This is a genomic window from Paenibacillus sp. FSL R5-0345 (genome assembly GCF_000758585.1).
Classification (GTDB): domain Bacteria; phylum Bacillota; class Bacilli; order Paenibacillales; family Paenibacillaceae; genus Paenibacillus_AQ.
In genome coordinates, this window is the sequence record NZ_CP009281.1 from 3,520,880 (window position 1) to 3,537,870 (window position 16,991).

The following is a 16,991-nucleotide window of genomic DNA, read 5'->3' on the forward strand; positions in this document are numbered from 1 at the left end:
AACAAAATAATTTAATTAAGAGTACTGAAATTAAATTTTACTTAATAGGGATATATACACTTATTTCTTCCAAAAATCTTCAATTAATTTATAAAAGCCACTGTGACTCTCAAAAGAGGGATCGACAGTGGCTTTTATATTGGTAAGTTAACGGAACGTTTTAAACCGATAGACTATCAACAACAGTTGCATTTCGCTAACATTTACATGTATACGATTCCCTAGACTATAGGAGATAGAGATAACTTGAAACGATAAGTGCTACTCAATTGATCCCTTAGCCGTTAATGGACAGAAACATGGTTTTATTACCGATTTAATATTCATCAATTAAACTTAGAAATAATTACCTATTTCCTAAGGGACAAGTATATATTCGCATTGACGATTAAATGGATGTCTAATGAAAGGTTATACTTAACGTTGGGGCAACTTTTACTCCTTGATTTCTTTGTCCTTGCCGCCGATATTAAATCCTAACTTTCCATTATATTTGCCTACCTGTCCGGCAACTCCTAAGCCTGCTCCTTGACCGCCGCCGAATTGTGCCTTGGCCTGGGCGCCGAGACCATTTTCGCCACCAAGCTGTAAATGGGTTTGCAGTCCCGCGCCTTGACTGAAACCCAAGTGTCCATCGGCATCAGCACTCAAACCGTACTCTCCTCCGACCTGCGCCCCCGTATAAAAACCAGGCTCTTTACCGCCACCTATTTGGGTTTTTGCCTGAGCCGCAATCCCGTACTTGCCGAAGGACTGGGCTTCGGCAATGAGCCCTAGACCCTCGCTGCTGTTCAGATGAGTATTGCCTTGCGCATGGATCCCATATGAAGGAGTGCCCATATGGCCGCCTGCATACATACTCATGCTACCTAAGGCTAAATTTCCGCCAGCATTTAAACCAATGCCGTGTTTACCACCTACTTTTCCTCCGGTATTTAGCTCAATTCCCTGTCCGCTGCATACATTTTTGTTCTTATAACCATTTAAAAGTTCTTTTTTGGTGTTTTCGCTGTCTGAGGGTAGATCTGCCAGAATGCTTTCTGAACGGAAGAGATGGTAGTAATGAGAGTAGGGGAAAGGATTGTAACGGGTAAAGTAAGGGGATACGGATGGATTAGCCTGGCTGTTTGGATATTCGTTCCCAAAGGTCATCTGGGATACCTCCATTATTCAATTTATTACAACAGCCTATTCATGGATGAGTTGAAGTGATACCCTTCCTAAGTAAAACGTACGAATTCAAGGTTCGCAGCCGATGTACAATGAGCCGAAAAGTTATAGCGATACCGATTACAAAGGCTCATGACATGATTTTACGTGTAATGGAGGAACATGGTGTAAAACGTTCTATTAAACTTGCTACGCCTACACTTAAATCAGCAGATGACAAAAAACAAGCGATACAATGATGCCTAACATAATGGCGAAAATACTGTATCCAACTGGTTTCGCAGAAATGAAAGCTATTGAACAGATCATTCATATGAGCAAAGTGGATTGGTCCGTCGTACGAATCATTAATCCAAATGTAAATAAAGAAGGGAATGGTTATGCGACTTCATTCGGTGATACATCGGGCAAATTTAACGTTTCACGTAAAAACGTAGCAGCTTGCATGTTTGAAGCATTACGAAAAGATAAATAGATTAGCAAAATGCCAATTGTCTATATCAAATAGGAGGAAATGAATTTGACAATTTTAGCGTGGATTATACAAGGCTTTTAGCCATAATGTTAGGGGCAGGTATAGGAAAGGTTTTTGGTTCAAAAATGCATATTGAAGCTTTTAAACAATGGCGTCTGCCACAATGGTTCCGTGTTGTCACAGGAATTATTGAATTAGGTGCTGCAATTCTTTTAATTATTGGTTTTTGGAACAATACAGCAGCTATGTGTTTGCACCTGAGGCCCAGGTGAAGCGGGCTGACTTTCTGTACAATATCATGAAGCAGTTTGTAGATGCGGGAATACTCACGGACTTGGGTAAGGAACTGAGCCCAAGGGCTGCCGCACCCAGGAAGAGGCAGCACAGATTGTATATAATTAAATTAAATAACAAGCTGAATATCCGTCCGCCAGGAATCTGCTGGAGGACGGATATTTGTGAGAGCTGATCAGAATAGACCCGGACGTAAAACCGATCCTTTTATGAGTATGACAATGCCGGAAACCGGACGAAGATGGCTGCCCCTTTTCCATTTATGGAATAAATAAGTTAAAGAGGGTACCCCGAAATGGGAAGATAACCCAAAAAAATAAGACAATTATTCCTGCTAAGTTATATAATATAAGAGGAAAGTAATATGCTGCTTTTGCTACCTGCGACCTATTCATGAAATGTTTTAGCAAAATTGGTAGATGCTTTACTATTAATAATTAAGCGGGGATAAGGCTATATGAAACGAAAGAGTTGGATTTATTCGCTAATGCTAGCAATTATAGTATCGGTTGTATTTGGGGCTGGCAGTATTTATGCGGCTGCACGGAACATCACCGACATTGTCAAAGTGACCAAACCTGCTGAGATAAGAGTTGGGGAGTGGAAGTCATACGAAATAGCCATCACCGACTGGACCGATGCAGACGTTACGGAACATGACTTCACTCCAATCTCTTCAGATGAGAATGTTGTCAAGGTCGTACGAAAAACGCAATGGGTTTCTGAACTTCATGCAATAAATAAAGGGAATGCTACCTTAACTGTCAATATTGGAGAAAAGTTTGAACCTTATGTATTTACTGTTCAAGTGGTGGATGATTATACAGTCATTCCTGAACCAACTAAGCCGGTAGTTATAAAGGAACCTACACACGAAGAAATTATGTTACAGGATCTGGAAGATTACATTGAGCAGTTGCAGCCATTAGGAAGCTATGAAAAGAAAGCCATAACTACGTTAAATCAAAATAGACTCCTGAACGATTCAACCAGAAAAACACTCTTTCTTACTTTAAACAATACTGTATTGCCCAATTATACTAAATTTGTATCCGGGTTGAAAAACCTCAAAGCTAATAATGTAGAGTTGAAAGAAATACATACCTACTTTCTTGCAGGAGCAAAACTCCAACTGGAAGGGCTCACTATAATGCGGGACAGCTTGAAGACGACCAAAATAAATTGGTCCAAATTTAATGCAGGTGAAAAAAAGAAGGCAGAAGGAATTAAGCAATTGAACAAATCCGAAATGCTTCTTGACAAGTATGCAATTAAATATGTCAAATAAATAAAATAATAAACAGAACCCTTAAAGTGCTTTAAGTTAAGGGTTCTGTTATTTTTTTTGAGGGGCCTGTGCCAAATATATAGACCATTAAGGCATGCCGGCAGTGAGCTGGGCCACGAATGCTTCAATTCTCACAACAGCACAAAAACTAACTTCAAAATGGCTTTTAAATACCAAGAGGTTAAAGGTAAGAGCGCTGAAAGTATAAACTTTAAGATGTATTATGAGAATACAATCAACACAAGAATCACTGAATATCAATGCCCCAATCATAGCTTAAGAAAAAAGAAAGCTATTTCAAAAATGAAATCCTATGTACCAGCACGGATATCCATTGATTATCCAAAAAATTATGAACTGATTAATTACGTAAGTTCTTATACAAAGAAGCATGATTATTGAAAACTGCTCCAGTTGAGTTGTTTTTTTATGGCCAGAATAAGGGCTTTGTCGGCAAAGGGACTAAGTTCTTGTCCTACAAGGGACTATGTTTTTGTCCACCGACAACAATAGACTTGTAGTGTTGTCGGTGGACAAGAACATAGTCCCATAAGAGCCCGCGCCCAACGCGGGTTTTCTGTTTTAAGGGATCAAGTTCTTGTCCTTTGCTCAGGACAAGAACTTGATCCCATTGCCGATAATGGACAAGAACATGGTACTATTGCCGATTCAATGATTATCTAAATATGTCTTTATAAGACAACTAAATCGCTTTGTGGTGAATTCAAAACAACAGGTAATTGTCTTAAGCAGGATATTACTTAAAATCAACATGATCCAGTGCTTTGTAGCTCCCAATAGGGTTCCCGAGCTGTGCTGGCTGACCCTAGTTTGGCGGAAATTCCCTGAAGAGGAACCTATAGAGTTCAATTAATTCTTTCCTTTCGCCTGAAGGCGAAGCTGACGAACAAAAAGTAAGAATTTATACATATATAGTCGATGAGTTTGTTTCTTTGTATCTTCCAGTATAGTTAATTCACAACAGTTCCTTTTTATTAGCTATTTAGTCTTTATAAATACGCATTTCTGGTAAATGCCGCAGATGCAAACTGGACGGCAGTTAAAGTCATTCCAATGTAGCTGATGGATAATTCGGACTTAGTTTGATATTTTCGATAAAGTTTTAGAATTAAAGGTCTCAGCTTGTTATACAGGATTTCAAGTCTCACGGTTAGGATAGTGAAATAGACACAGGAAAGCATACGGCCAACGCGATCTGCTTTTTTATGCTAATGGGAAGTATATTTTATTCTTTACCGATCGTTCTCAATATGTTACATTGACTATTAGGGAGGGAATAGAATGGCAAGAAGCAAAGAATTCGAAGAGAACGAAGTATTAGATAAGGCGATGAAGCTTTTTTGGGAGCAGGGTTACGAGAAAACATCTTTGACAGATCTGGTCGAGCATATGGGAGTTCATCGAAGAAGTTTATATGACACATTTGGTGACAAGCATACGCTGTTTTTAAAAGCAATGGACCGTTTTCGCGATAAAGTGAATGCTGAGCTTACTGGAGAAGTTAAACGCTCTAAGACTGCTACAGAGGCTCTTCAGCTTATCTTTAGTTCCATAATAAATGGTGAAGAAGATTCGCCTTCAGGCTGTTTGATGGTAAATTCAGCGGTGGAGTTGGCAATGCGTGATACAGATGTGGATTTGAAGTCTACTGAATCGTTCACATTATCAGAGCAGCTGTTCAAAGATATTATTCTGTGGGGGCAGCAGGATGGAGAATTTAGCTCGGATTACAAAGCCGACGATCTAGCGGAACATCTGCATTCTGTTTGTGTGGGGTTAAGGGTAATGACAAGGACCTCCATGCCTAAAGAAAAATTACATCGTATAGCAGATTTATCTATTAAACTTTTGTATAAGTAATTATTATTCACATATAATTACTTATGCATATTCTAGAATGATCGTTCTCAAAATGCATTTCTTCCCTTGCTTATAGTTTACTTTCTTGAATGATCCATTCTTATGTGCTTTCGAGAATGATCATTCTTAAATGGTAAGACCTTTCTATACCTAGAACTTATCAAAAAGTGAGTCACTATTTGCTCAGATTATGAGGAATTGTACTCAAAAAATGGATAAAAGGAGCTAATAAAATGAAAATTTCCGAACAAGTGGCATTTGTGACTGGAGCAAACCGAGGTTTTGGGCGCCATCTTACCCTTGAACTTCTATCCAGAGGGGCCAAAGTTTATGTTAGTGCAAGAAATCCTGAGACCATTGATATTCCAGGCGTTATACCTGTAAAGCTTGATATTACCAACCCTCAAGAAGTTGCAGAAGCTGCTATCCTCGCAAAGGATGTTACGCTTTTAATCAATAATGCAGGATCATCTACTGGTGCCTCTTTACTGGACGATGATGTAGAAAAAATACATTTGGAGTTTGATACGCATTTCTTCGGTACATTATCCATGGTGCGTACTTTTGCACCGATACTCGAAAAAAACGGGGGAGGATCCATTTTGAACGTTCTTTCCGCATTATCTTGGTTTAGTTCTGGAACTGTAGGTGCTTATTCAGCTGCAAAGGCTGCAGAGTGGGCATTGACGAACGATTTACGTTTAAATCTGTATCCTCATAATATTAGAGTAGCAGGATTACATGTGGGTTTTATGGATACTGACATGACAACCACCTTAGAAGTTCCCAAAGTAAACCCTGCAGATATCGCAAAAATAGCTATTGATGGCATAGAATCTGGAAGCTTTGAAATTATTGCTGATGATGACAGCCGTAAGATACAAGGTGCACTTGCAGTAGGCGTTCCTGCACTATATCCAAATCTTTCTTAGTAACAATTTCGTTGTAACTTAATTCAAAGAGGAGTGTACAAAATGAACAAATTGTGGAGTAAAACGAAAATTGGAAATATAGAATTACCTCATCGTTTAGCAATGGCACCTATGACACGTAGCAGAGCGGAAAAGGACGGTACGCCGGGGGAATTAAGCTCCCTTTATTATGCTCAAAGAGCATCTATGGGATTAATAATTAGTGAAGGTACACAACCATCTGATGATGGACAAGGTTATTTAAAATCACCTGGTATCTATACTGAAAAGCAGATAGAAGGTTGGAAAAAGGTTACGAATGCAGTGCATGAAGCAGGTGGGTTTATGTATATACAATTAATGCATGTGGGTCGCATGTCCCACCCCGACAATACTCCGCATCATCGTCAAGCCGTTGCACCTTCTGCGATCGCACCTGGTGTAGAAATGTTTACTGCTAAAGGAATGCAGGAAATACCCGTCCCACGTGAGCTAAGTGAAGAAGACATTCAAAATACTATTGCAGACTTCCGTAAAGCAGCCGCAGCAGCTATTAAAGCAGGTGCTGATGGAGTTGAAATTCATGGAGCCAACGGTTACCTAATCAATCAATTTATTGGTGAAAATTCTAATACACGAATCGACAAATACGGTGGCTCTGTGGAGAACCGAGCTCGCTTTGCAATCGAAGTAACGAAAGCAGTCATTGATGAAATTGGAGCAGAAAGAACTGGCTTCCGTATTTCACCTGGAACACCTCTTGGTGGGATCAATGAGGGTGAACAAGGACCTGAGGTTTATCGCTATCTTGTTAAAGAATTGGCTAAGTATAATTTAGCATACCTCCATGTAATGCATTTAGGGAACGAAACACTGCTCCAAGAAATCCGTTCGATTTGGACAAATCCATTATTGGTCAATCGAGCAGGACGAGCACTTGAAGATATAAGTGTAGATATTGAGAATGGTATTGCTGATGTGGTACCAATCGGTGTCTGGTCATTAGCTAATCCCGATTTAGTAGACCGTCTAAAAAAAGGATTTTCTTTAAATGAGGTTGATCCTAAAACATTATACGCAGGTAACGGAAGCTTAGGTTATACAGACTATCCAAAAATGGAAGAATTAAAATCTCAACAGCAATAAGGATATGTGAAACCACAAATGGCGTACAACTAAAATTTGTACGCCATAAGATTTTCTAGTGGATAGGAGGTTGGCAGAACATGAGAGCTGCTCAAATGCAGAAATACTCAAAAGAAATTAAGTTGGTCATAAATAATGTGGAAATACCGGAAATCAATAATCGTGAGGTACTCGTTAAAGTAAAAGCTGCAGGTGTAAATCCATTAGATCTTCTTATTTTAAATGGCAGTATCCGAATGATTGCTGATTATGATTTCCCATTAACATTAGGCAATGAACTATCTGGTGTTATTGAGGCAGTTGGTAAAGATGTTGCTGATTTTCAGGTTGGTGACCAAGTGTATACAAGGTTACCGGTGAATAAAATAGGAGCTTTTGCTGAATATGTGGCGGTCAAAGATGACGCTATAGCTAAAATCCCTAGAAATCTATCCTTTATTGAAGCGGCTGCAGTCCCCCTTACTGCATTAACAGCTTATCAAGCATTGAAGGATGTACTAAATGCTCAGCCTAATGCAAAGTTATTTATTCCTGGCGGAACCGGCGGTTTCGGTGCAATGGCGATCCCTATTGCTAAATCAATGGGGTTATGCGTTATTACAAGTGGTAGTGAAAGAGGGAGATCACGCACACTTTCGATTGGAGCAGATAGATTTATAAATTATAAAGAGGAACACTATGCTGAGGTTCTATCCAATATAGATTATGTGATAGACACCTTGGGTACAGACGAAATAAAAACGGAACTTGATATTCTAAGACCTCAAGGAAAATTAGTATCATTGAAGGGATTACCAAATTATCGCTTTGCCGCCCAAAATAATTTTCCAATCTGGAAGAAAATGTTGTTTGGTTTAGTGGGTGCTCGTTTAGACCGTTTATCAGCAAGAGATAATAAAGAATATCACTTTTTATTTGTGCAAGCCAATGGGAGACAGTTACAAGAGATTACTAGTCTTATTGAAAATGAGAATATTACGGCTTCAATTGATTCAATTTACAAATTTAATGATATTAATAAGGCATTACATCAAGTTTCTACTGGTCACTCACAAGGCAAAGTTATTGTAACTTTCTAAGGAAGGAGTGAATATAATATCTATCAAGAGAAAATAAATGAGCCAAATACATTAACTGATTGTAAATGTTACTTCTGAGATTTCGATGGTTTATGCCTGAATGAATCAAAAAAATGGATTAAATAATAACTAAGAGCTGATCTTGTTGAAGATCAGCTTTTTTGTCATCCTAAGAGAGGGCATAGATACAAGTTCTTGTCTTTTAACGGTATAATAATAAACGAGCATTGTCCAGTGACACAAAGTTGCCTACATAATTCATTTGAAGAAAAGCCCAGTTTCCGGGCTTTTCTTTTTTTATGTAGGCATTTTTTTGTCACAGAATATTGCACAAAGGTGCCTACATTGTGGTTTTTTGACACTAATTAACCCACATAATGATGGATTTAGGTTATTTCAAATATTTAATCACACAATCAATACATGATTTAGCGAAATTGTAATAAATAAGAGCAAGAAAAGAATTCAAATACTAATAAGTATAATACGGGCGGTTGGTATAAAATTAAACCCGTCTTTCAATTCGATTGCCTTATGTAAATGAATAATTATAGAGAAAATTGGTGAATTTTAGGTTATTATAAAGGAAACAAATCGTTCTTCGAGGAGAGTGTATATGTATATTGATAAAGTGAAGATTAAAAACTTTAGGCTATTAAATGAAGTTGAACTCACACTTGAAGAAACAACTACATTAATAGTAGGGCGTAATAATTCTGGTAAAACATCTTTTACAGAGATATTTAGACGTTTGCTATCAGATAATACTGCTAAATTTAATCTTGAGGACTTCTCCATACCCATACAAGAGGATTTTTGGAATGCATTTATGTTATTGAAAGAGGATAAAGAAGATAATGAAATTCGACAAACCCTGCCCTATATAGAAATAACACTTACACTTATTTATGATATAGAGACTGACAATCTAGGAGCGTTAGGAGACTTTATTATTGATCTTGATGTGTCATCCACACAAGTAATAATAAACATAAAGTACCAATTAAAAGATGGAAAGATTAGTTCACTTTTTGATAACCTCGAATATACGGGTGATCCAAAAAAAATTGTGCAAGAAAAAAAAGCCTTCTTTAGAGAAATAAAAGAACGAGTGCCTCAGTATTTTGCTGCCTATGTTCACGCAATTGATCCAAAAGATAGCACTAATCAAAAGTTATTAGATATATCAGTTTTTCGTTCTCTAATACAAACTGGATTCATTAATGCCCAAAGAGGATTGGACGATACGACACATAAAACTAGTGACGTCCTCGGCAAAGTCGTAGAGCGTATGTTGGACATAGCTAAAAAAGATAATTCGTTACCTGATGATAATAATACAGCTTCATTACTAGAGGACGCTGTTAAAGAAATACAGTCTAAACTAGACACTGATTTCAATGAGCACTTAAACAAGTTACTTCCGGCACTATCACTTTTCGGATATCCAGGTCTTAACAACGTACCACTTCATACTGAGACAATATTAGACGTAAAAAGGCTTCTGGAGAACCACACTAAAGTACATTATCCTGGTATGAATGGTATCAATCTTCCAGAAACATACAACGGATTGGGTTCTAGAAATTTAATTTACATACTATTCCAATTGTTCGAGTTTTTTAAAACATATAAATCAAATAAAATCGCACCAAACTTTCATCTGGTTTTTATTGAAGAGCCGGAAGCTCATTTACATCCTCAAATGCAGGAGGTTTTTATTCGCAAAATCACTGAGATAATTAATGACTTTTCACAACGTTTTAATAGTGGGGTACCATGGCCAATTCAATTTATTATTACAACTCATTCTACTCATATTGCTAACGAAGCCCCTTTTGAAGCTATCAGGTATTTTTTAAGTAATAAATCTAGAGGGATTTATACACGGGTAAAAGATTTAAAAGTGGGATTTTCAGGAGAAACTCATAAGGAAGACAAAGAATTCTTACATAAATATTTAACTTTAACAAGATGTGATTTATTTTTCGCAGATAAAGTCATATTAATCGAAGGTCCAACCGAACGAATTTTAATGCCTAAGATAATTCAAAAAATCGATAAAAACAAGACACCTGAAGAGTCGTTATCGAGTAAATATCTAACAGTAATAGAAGTTGGCGGGGCATATGCACACCATTTCTTTTCATTTTTAGATTTTTTAGAACTACAATCCCTTATTATAACTGATATAGATTCAGTTAAAGCTGATAATGGATCTTACAGAAAAAAATGCATAGTAGCAGAAGGGACATATACCAGTAATACCTGTTTGAAACGATGGTTTAGCAATGATAATATTTCACCAGCAGACCTACTAATAAAATCAAAGCAAGAAAAAATTCATAGACTAATACGTATAGCGTATCAAGTGCCAGATGGAACAGAACCAGGATCGCAGGAGATGGTAGCTGCATTGGAGGAAGCTGCAGCAACAAATTCTGCTGATGCTCCTCAGAAAACAGATGTTGTAGATATTTTAGAATACCAGACATTACCTTGTGGCAGAAGTTTCGAAGACGCATTCATGTTAGCAAATAAAGATTTATTTGAGAATCTAGTCGGTACTACCAGTCTAGAAATAGCGAAAGCCGCATGGGATGAAGCAAAAAAAGTTGATAAGACAAACTTTGCTCTAGATTACGCAATAAACAAAACCGATTGGGATGTTCCCAGATACATCAAGGAAGGATTATTTTGGTTGGCGGAAAATCTCGAAGAAAATCTTATCGATGCACCAATTGAAATCCCATGCGCGGAGGTATTAACCAATGCATGAAGGATTTATGATTAATCCCGCTGAATTAGCAGCTAAAGAATCTCTTGATCGTGTCTATGAATGTATCACTGGAAGAAGAAGTTTTGTATTAGAAGCAGGTGCAGGTGCAGGTAAAACCTATACATTAATTCATTCTCTAAAACACATAATTAAGAACGAAGGTCCCGAACTAATTCGAAAAAATCAAAAGGTTGCATGTATAACCTATACTAATGTAGCTAGAGACGAGATAGAGTCTCGGACTGACCGTCATCCTGCGATTTTCACAGCGACAATTCATGCATTCTGTTGGTCAATAATCAAAGATTTTCAAACTAGACTACGCGAAAAATTACAACAACTAGACAAATGGTCAGAACGATTAAAAGAAATTACCGATATTAAAAACTATTCCATTCAATATGAGTTAGGCTATCCCAGAGTCACTAATAATCAAATCATGCTTGGTCATAATGATGTTCTTTCATTAACTGTTTGCTTACTGGATGATATTAAATTCCGTAAATTATTCCTAATGCGATACCCAATCATACTGATAGATGAATACCAGGATACAGATAAGCTTTTTGTAAAATCTTTAAAGCAACATTTTCTTAATAAACCAGATGGTCCACTCATTGGATTCTTTGGAGACCATTGGCAGAAGATTTACAATACAGGGTGCGGAAAAATCGAGCATGACGATTTAGAAGTAATTGGTAAAAGGGCAAATTTTCGTTCTAGTAAAGCAATTATTGATGGCCTCAATAAAATGCGACCGGAATTACCTCAAGAAATTAGTGATCCTCTAAGTATAGGATCTATAAACATCTATCATACCAATCAATGGGAAGGGGTACGTCGAACGGAGGGCCATTGGAGAGATGATCTTCCATCTGATGTTGCACACAACTATCTTGAAAAGACTAAAGCTAAACTTATAATCAGTGGATGGGACTTTTCCCCAGATAAGACTAAAATACTAATGTTAACTCATAACGTTCTTGCCAATGAACAAGGATATCAAAATTTAGCAAGTGTTTTTTCACGCAATGAATCATACATTAAGAAAGAAAACCCATATATGGCTTTTTTCATGGATGTATTAGAGCCTGTTTGCATAGCTTATGAGAATCGGAAATATGGTGAAATGTTCTCCATACTCGAAGGCAACACCCCTCTTATTCGTTCTCATAGTGATAAAAAAAATTTAGCAAGTCAAATGGACAAACTTTTATCCTATCGGAAAAGTGAAAGTATAGATAAGGTTATCAATCATCTTCTCCTTACAAAATATCCGTTATTACCAGAGAATATCATGAAAATTGAAAATGATCTTTTAAATAATTATAAAGATGACTTTACTGAACACCAAAAAGAAATATGTGAACAGACACTGAAACTTAAGGCGGTTTCTTATCAAGAAGTAATTGCTGTAAACAAATTCATAGAAGAAAAAACACCCTTTGCTACAAAACATGGCGTAAAAGGGGCCGAATTTGAGAATGTATTAGTAGTCTTTGGTCGAGGCTGGGCAATGTACAATTTCTCTCAAATGCTAGAATACGCATTAAATGATATTCCCCCGGAAAAGCTTGAGTTTTTTGAACGAAATAGAAATCTTTTTTATGTTGCTGTTTCAAGGCCAAAAAAGCGGTTAGCATTACTTTTCACTCAAAAGCTATCTGATCCAGCAATTGAAACTCTGTCTACCTGGTTCGGAAAAGATTCAATCGAATTTTTATAAAAATGATTTGGCTAGCTTTAACAGTGTCAATTAGGTTTCTAATAAATAATGGTCATAAAAATACCTTATATGAAAAAATAGTAAAGAACTCGTCTATTCAAGGTAGGAGATTTAGAGCAAGATAATTTTTCTATATAACACTTACGAAACCATAACCTTTTTCTGTTTACCTTTAGGCTTTTCGTTGATGAGCTGTTTTTCACCTTCAACATTTTCACACTTAATTGGAGCGCCTCTATTAAGTCAATAACAACCGTGGAATCTTCATTCACGTTTTGGATGTAAATTTGCTGACCAGTAATCTTAGACTGAATTGCAGGCAGTAAACGTTCCTGCTCTCGATTTTCAGGATTGATAGGTCAGTGGAATTAGAAAGTGATTTTAAGCTGGGCAGGATCAACGGAAAACTTGCTTGCCAAGTTGGGAACATTTTGGATTTAAAGAAAGGGTAGTGCATCGTTTAACGTTGATGATCTCTTTTAATAAGTATTTAATCGTGATAAAGATTAGGAAGGGAATATGAATCTCTAAAATGAAAACTAAGAATTCTAAAGCTGTTAGGTTTGACGAGATAGAGACTGCGAGTCGCTATATAAGAAAAAAATATCATGTTGGATTAATGGGATTAGGCTTTTTTAAACTTGTAGAAATAAAAAAAATGAAAGATAGTATAGTTGATGATCATACAGAATCAGAAATCGTTACTATTAAAACTAGCATTGATGCTCAGTTTGAACACTTTTAACGATGAAGCCAATTGATTGGATTTACAATCTTAATCAAGCTTTAAATAATGAAACAGTAAAAGGAATGAAGTTTGATGAGAAAACTACCAAATTAACAGAACAAACTAACCAAATGACTACAGAATATTTGGGTCTTCTCAAAGCATCTTCTCATGCATTACAAGTGAATATATATACTATAGCAATCTTTCTTTTTCTATTAATTTATATTTATTTTGGTAGATTTCGCTGGATAGTTTTAGTAAAGAATATAATCGAAGAGGCACTAAAGGAGAAAAAACGGCAAACTGAAGAAATAACAAAGGTTCAAATTAAAAGGGAAGCTGATATTAAATTTAGGATTGAAGTGAGAAATCAAAGATTAATGAAATAAATAAAGCATTTGTCAATTGAAGTAGAGTTTAACTTTTCTAATGTAAGTTAGTTATTCAAAAAATGATGAAATTGAATAATTCTAATGGGATCGATATCAATTTATATGGATTCTTCAACTTTTAACTATTAGTTTTTCGTATCACTTCGAGATTCTGGCAGCGAACAGCTCATAAAATTCAGAAAATACGGTTTTTAGGGAGTATACTATGTTGCGTTCACGAACAAGCTCTGGCTTTGAATTGCATTCCACCATTTGTGATGAAAAGGAGACTCGTCGGCTTTCTAGTTCCAACGAATTACACTGTCCTAATTGTAACAATCTGGTAAGGTATAAAAACGGGCCAAAAACTATTGCTCACTTTGCTCATAAACCCAACACTGAATGTGTTATTTCCAACTATGAGAGAGAAACAGATGATCACCTTAAAGGTAAGAATATCCTTTTTAATTGGCTGACTTCAAAATTCCCCGATGCTATTGTGAAGCTGGAAGTATTCATTCAAGAAACAGATCAAATAGCTGATGTCCTATTAGTCCACGTTTCGGGAGAAATGAAGGGTCAGAAGTGGGCCTTTGAATTTCAACATAGCCCCCTTTCCGAAGTAGAGTGGAAAAAACGACATTTTCTTTATCAGCAAGCAGGCATCCTTGATTTCTGGATATTTGATGCAAACGTGTTTCTGCAGTACTCCAGAGCCCAGAATGTTGAACAGGCCCGGCTTTTTCGAGATCCGATTAAAGCTGTCTTTTCTGAGACTGGATTTACATATTTTTTTTATTTGGAATCTCAAAATCTGACCATAGATTGCAACTTTTATGTTCGAACCATCGAGCGCAAAATTAATAGTCGTAAAGGAACAGTGGATAACGAATACATATTTCATGATCCCATTGATCATACTGAAATACTCGATCTCGTTGATTTCCACTCTGATATCGAAGAACAATATACAGCTCTGGTTTTTTCAAAAATCAAAGACCAGTTCGATCTTAAATTCAATAAGCGAATCCAGAAAATCAAATCAGATAAAGATCAGGTACTTGTGGAAAAAAGGCGTTATCGATTGAAGGAAATATTCCAATATTGTTCAGAACATTTTACACCGAGACATGCTAATGTTCTAAACTCTTTTTGTTTAAAAAATAAACCTCTAGTAGTGGAAGATATACTAGGCTTAGAGATCCCCAACTTTATCGAGAAATACAGAGCCTATATGGAAAATATTATTCAATACTTAGGAGAGTTTGAACTGATATGTGAAAGTGAGGATATTGTAGATATAGTCGTCACAGATCAAGCTCCATCTTATCTGTTGTATACTGATTTGAATGAGGAACAGATAGATAGTAAATATTATCTACAAAAAGGGGAAATCTACGATAGAGGCTTTATAGAAAAGGTACCATCCTTCTCAATTATACTTTATGAACGTTACGCAAACGAAGTTAAAAATGTTCAATATGTGTTGGATAAATATTCTTCAGAATTAGAAAAGCTTTTGTCTTGTAATCCCAAGATAGTTGATAGAGCTTTGAGGAAAATTGACCATAGATTAGTTAGGGTCGGGCCAAAAGAAGAACGTTCGTTATTAGAATTTGCACTTGGTTATGCTAAATGTAAGAGTACCGAAGAAGTTGATGAACTTATGAAAAGGATTCGGACTGAAATCATTGATTATGATCCATTCAGTGATCTTAGATACTAATCGATAGATATAATGCGTATACGGCATAGGCGTCGGTATGGTTAGCTTCAACAGTTATGAAAAGTGGCAGATATTCATCACATCAGACGGTGATTATTCTCAACTAATTGCAGCTGATTTTGTTAATCAATATGCTATTAAACTGTTGTTGAACGAGGGGTTAGATCCAAACTTGCAGAATATTTATGAAAAAACACCACTAATACTGTTGGCTGGTAGAGGCAGTATTCCAACGGATTTAATGGTAGAATTGGTTGGGTTATTAAAAGATGCTGGTGCCAATTTAGAAAATAGTGAGGGATTTGCTTGAAACTATTTCATTTATTAGAGATATGCTACAGTAATGCGCTCTTTGAATGATTGTCACATCGTGTAATTCTCGACGAATTCTTAAGCTAAGTAAGTCAGCACCTTTGGGTGCTTTTTTCATGCCTAAATTTGGCCTTAGGCGAGCCGTTCTCAGGTTTTGTATGCAGGAACGTGGATTTGTGTGGTGGGGGACGAAAAAGGGTGGGGGGCTGTTTCACTTCGCCTCCCGCTGAGTTTCCATCTACCAGAGAATGAAAAACCAACTCAACTCAAAAGACGGATCTTGATAAGACTGAAGTTACTTAATAAAAGAAAAAATAAAGCCCTGGGACTAGGCGAGTCACCAGGGCTTTATTTCACACTTTTTTACCGAAACATTCTTGCAGTATTGAGTCTGGAGCTGTGGCGCGTGAGTGTTAACGTGACGGCTACATCGTTTCGCGCAAGATACCTGCTACCAAGTGCAGATTGTCCAACACATTAGTGCTTAGCTAATTCCTTAAGACTGGTCATGACTTAAGCAGATGTGATCCTGCTGGAAGCTTTACCCCCTTATAGCTCATGGCAACTAGATTTCACTCTAGGATTCGGAACAAGGGGAGCTCAAAAATGTGGACAAAATGACCACACTCCTTTCTCCCCTCTTTCGAGGTTACAATTATTTACGAGGCTAGTTGGAAAAAGTTTCTTCAAAAAAACAAAAAAATATGAGGAAGTTCCTATGTACATCAGATTCATACGGATTGAACAGCTTAATGCAGCCGTCGATAGCCTTCACGTCGACCTTTAGCCTGGAAAACCGGAGTATGAGAAGCTTCACCGCAGCTTGGACGAATTCGGCTACATGGTCGGTGACCATAAGCGGAATAAGATGATGAAGAACGAGCAGAGATCCACGGAGCTGGCCGAATCAGAGGTTAACTTGGAGCCGGAGCATGAGCGGCTGTTTAATCCGCAGTCGGTCCCTCCCCGTAGGAAATTAGCTTCAAGCACCGGATTGAAGAACTGTACACTAAGCATACCTTCCCGGGCTACAGGAAGATGGCTGCGATTATGATCCGGGAAGACCGAAGCTTCGTGAAGGAATTCCTCTACAACAAGACCCT

General features: G+C 37.1%; 16 protein-coding genes. 15 read left to right on the top strand and 1 reads right to left on the bottom strand.

Annotation, left to right across the window (positions count from 1 at the left end; translation table 11 throughout):
* Positions 1-435: 435 nt before the first annotated feature.
* Positions 436-1,152, bottom strand: coding sequence for a hypothetical protein (locus R50345_RS15470; RefSeq protein WP_042127955.1), 717 nt, complete (start codon positions 1,150-1,152; stop codon positions 436-438).
* A gap of 110 nt (positions 1,153-1,262) precedes the next feature.
* Here R50345_RS15470 and R50345_RS30325 point away from each other — a divergent pair, with 110 nt between their 5' ends.
* The 15 genes from R50345_RS30325 to R50345_RS15550 all read left to right on the top strand — a co-directional run bounded on the left by R50345_RS30325 (position 1,263) and on the right by R50345_RS15550 (position 16,942).
* Positions 1,263-1,409: a hypothetical protein gene (locus R50345_RS30325; protein WP_156114806.1), complete on the top strand. Its 147-nt coding sequence runs from the start codon at positions 1,263-1,265 to the stop codon at positions 1,407-1,409.
* Between the two features lie 47 nt (positions 1,410-1,456).
* The gene (locus R50345_RS30330; protein ID WP_231573770.1) at positions 1,457-1,645 is read left to right on the top strand and encodes an NAD(P)H-binding protein; all 189 of its coding nucleotides are present in this window, start codon (positions 1,457-1,459) and stop codon (positions 1,643-1,645) included.
* A 59-nt stretch (positions 1,646-1,704) separates the two neighbouring features.
* Positions 1,705-1,917 carry a DoxX family protein gene (locus tag R50345_RS15480; RefSeq protein WP_042127957.1) on the top strand — a complete coding sequence of 71 codons (213 nt, stop codon included), beginning with the start codon at positions 1,705-1,707 and terminating at the stop codon, positions 1,915-1,917.
* A gap of 509 nt (positions 1,918-2,426) precedes the next feature.
* A complete protein-coding gene (locus R50345_RS15490) occupies positions 2,427-3,227 on the top strand; it encodes a hypothetical protein (RefSeq protein ID WP_156114808.1) in 801 nt (266 codons plus the stop codon).
* A gap of 1,302 nt (positions 3,228-4,529) precedes the next feature.
* Positions 4,530-5,108, top strand: coding sequence for a TetR/AcrR family transcriptional regulator (locus R50345_RS15500; protein ID WP_042127964.1), 579 nt, complete (start codon positions 4,530-4,532; stop codon positions 5,106-5,108).
* A 233-nt stretch (positions 5,109-5,341) separates the two neighbouring features.
* The gene (locus R50345_RS15505; RefSeq protein WP_042127965.1) at positions 5,342-6,040 is read left to right on the top strand and encodes an SDR family oxidoreductase; all 699 of its coding nucleotides are present in this window, start codon (positions 5,342-5,344) and stop codon (positions 6,038-6,040) included.
* Positions 6,041-6,082: 42 nt separating this feature from the next.
* Positions 6,083-7,165, top strand: coding sequence for an alkene reductase (locus tag R50345_RS15510; RefSeq protein ID WP_042127967.1), 1,083 nt, complete (start codon positions 6,083-6,085; stop codon positions 7,163-7,165).
* Between the two features lie 80 nt (positions 7,166-7,245).
* On the top strand, positions 7,246-8,244 hold the full coding sequence (locus R50345_RS15515; RefSeq protein ID WP_042127969.1) for an NADP-dependent oxidoreductase: 999 nt from the start codon (positions 7,246-7,248) through the stop codon (positions 8,242-8,244).
* Positions 8,245-8,860: 616 nt separating this feature from the next.
* Positions 8,861-11,023, top strand: coding sequence for an ATP-dependent nuclease (locus R50345_RS15520; RefSeq protein WP_081954095.1), 2,163 nt, complete (start codon positions 8,861-8,863; stop codon positions 11,021-11,023).
* Positions 11,016-12,749, top strand: a complete 1,734-nt coding sequence (locus R50345_RS15525; RefSeq protein ID WP_156114809.1) for a UvrD-helicase domain-containing protein — start codon at positions 11,016-11,018, stop codon at positions 12,747-12,749. Before R50345_RS15520 ends, R50345_RS15525 begins: the two co-directional genes overlap by 8 nt.
* Before the next feature lie 532 nt (positions 12,750-13,281).
* Complete coding sequence (locus tag R50345_RS15530; protein ID WP_042127971.1) at positions 13,282-13,494, top strand: hypothetical protein; 213 nt, start codon at positions 13,282-13,284, stop codon at positions 13,492-13,494.
* A gap of 2 nt (positions 13,495-13,496) precedes the next feature.
* The gene (locus tag R50345_RS15535; RefSeq protein ID WP_042127974.1) at positions 13,497-13,868 is read left to right on the top strand and encodes a hypothetical protein; all 372 of its coding nucleotides are present in this window, start codon (positions 13,497-13,499) and stop codon (positions 13,866-13,868) included.
* A 208-nt stretch (positions 13,869-14,076) separates the two neighbouring features.
* On the top strand, positions 14,077-15,576 hold the full coding sequence (locus R50345_RS15540) for a competence protein CoiA (protein WP_042127976.1): 1,500 nt from the start codon (positions 14,077-14,079) through the stop codon (positions 15,574-15,576).
* A 37-nt stretch (positions 15,577-15,613) separates the two neighbouring features.
* Entirely contained in the window at positions 15,614-15,886 is a 273-nt protein-coding gene (locus R50345_RS15545) for a hypothetical protein (RefSeq protein WP_042127978.1), read from the top strand.
* Positions 15,887-16,711: 825 nt separating this feature from the next.
* Complete coding sequence (locus R50345_RS15550; protein WP_042127979.1) at positions 16,712-16,942, top strand: hypothetical protein; 231 nt, start codon at positions 16,712-16,714, stop codon at positions 16,940-16,942.
* Positions 16,943-16,991 lie beyond the last annotated feature (49 nt).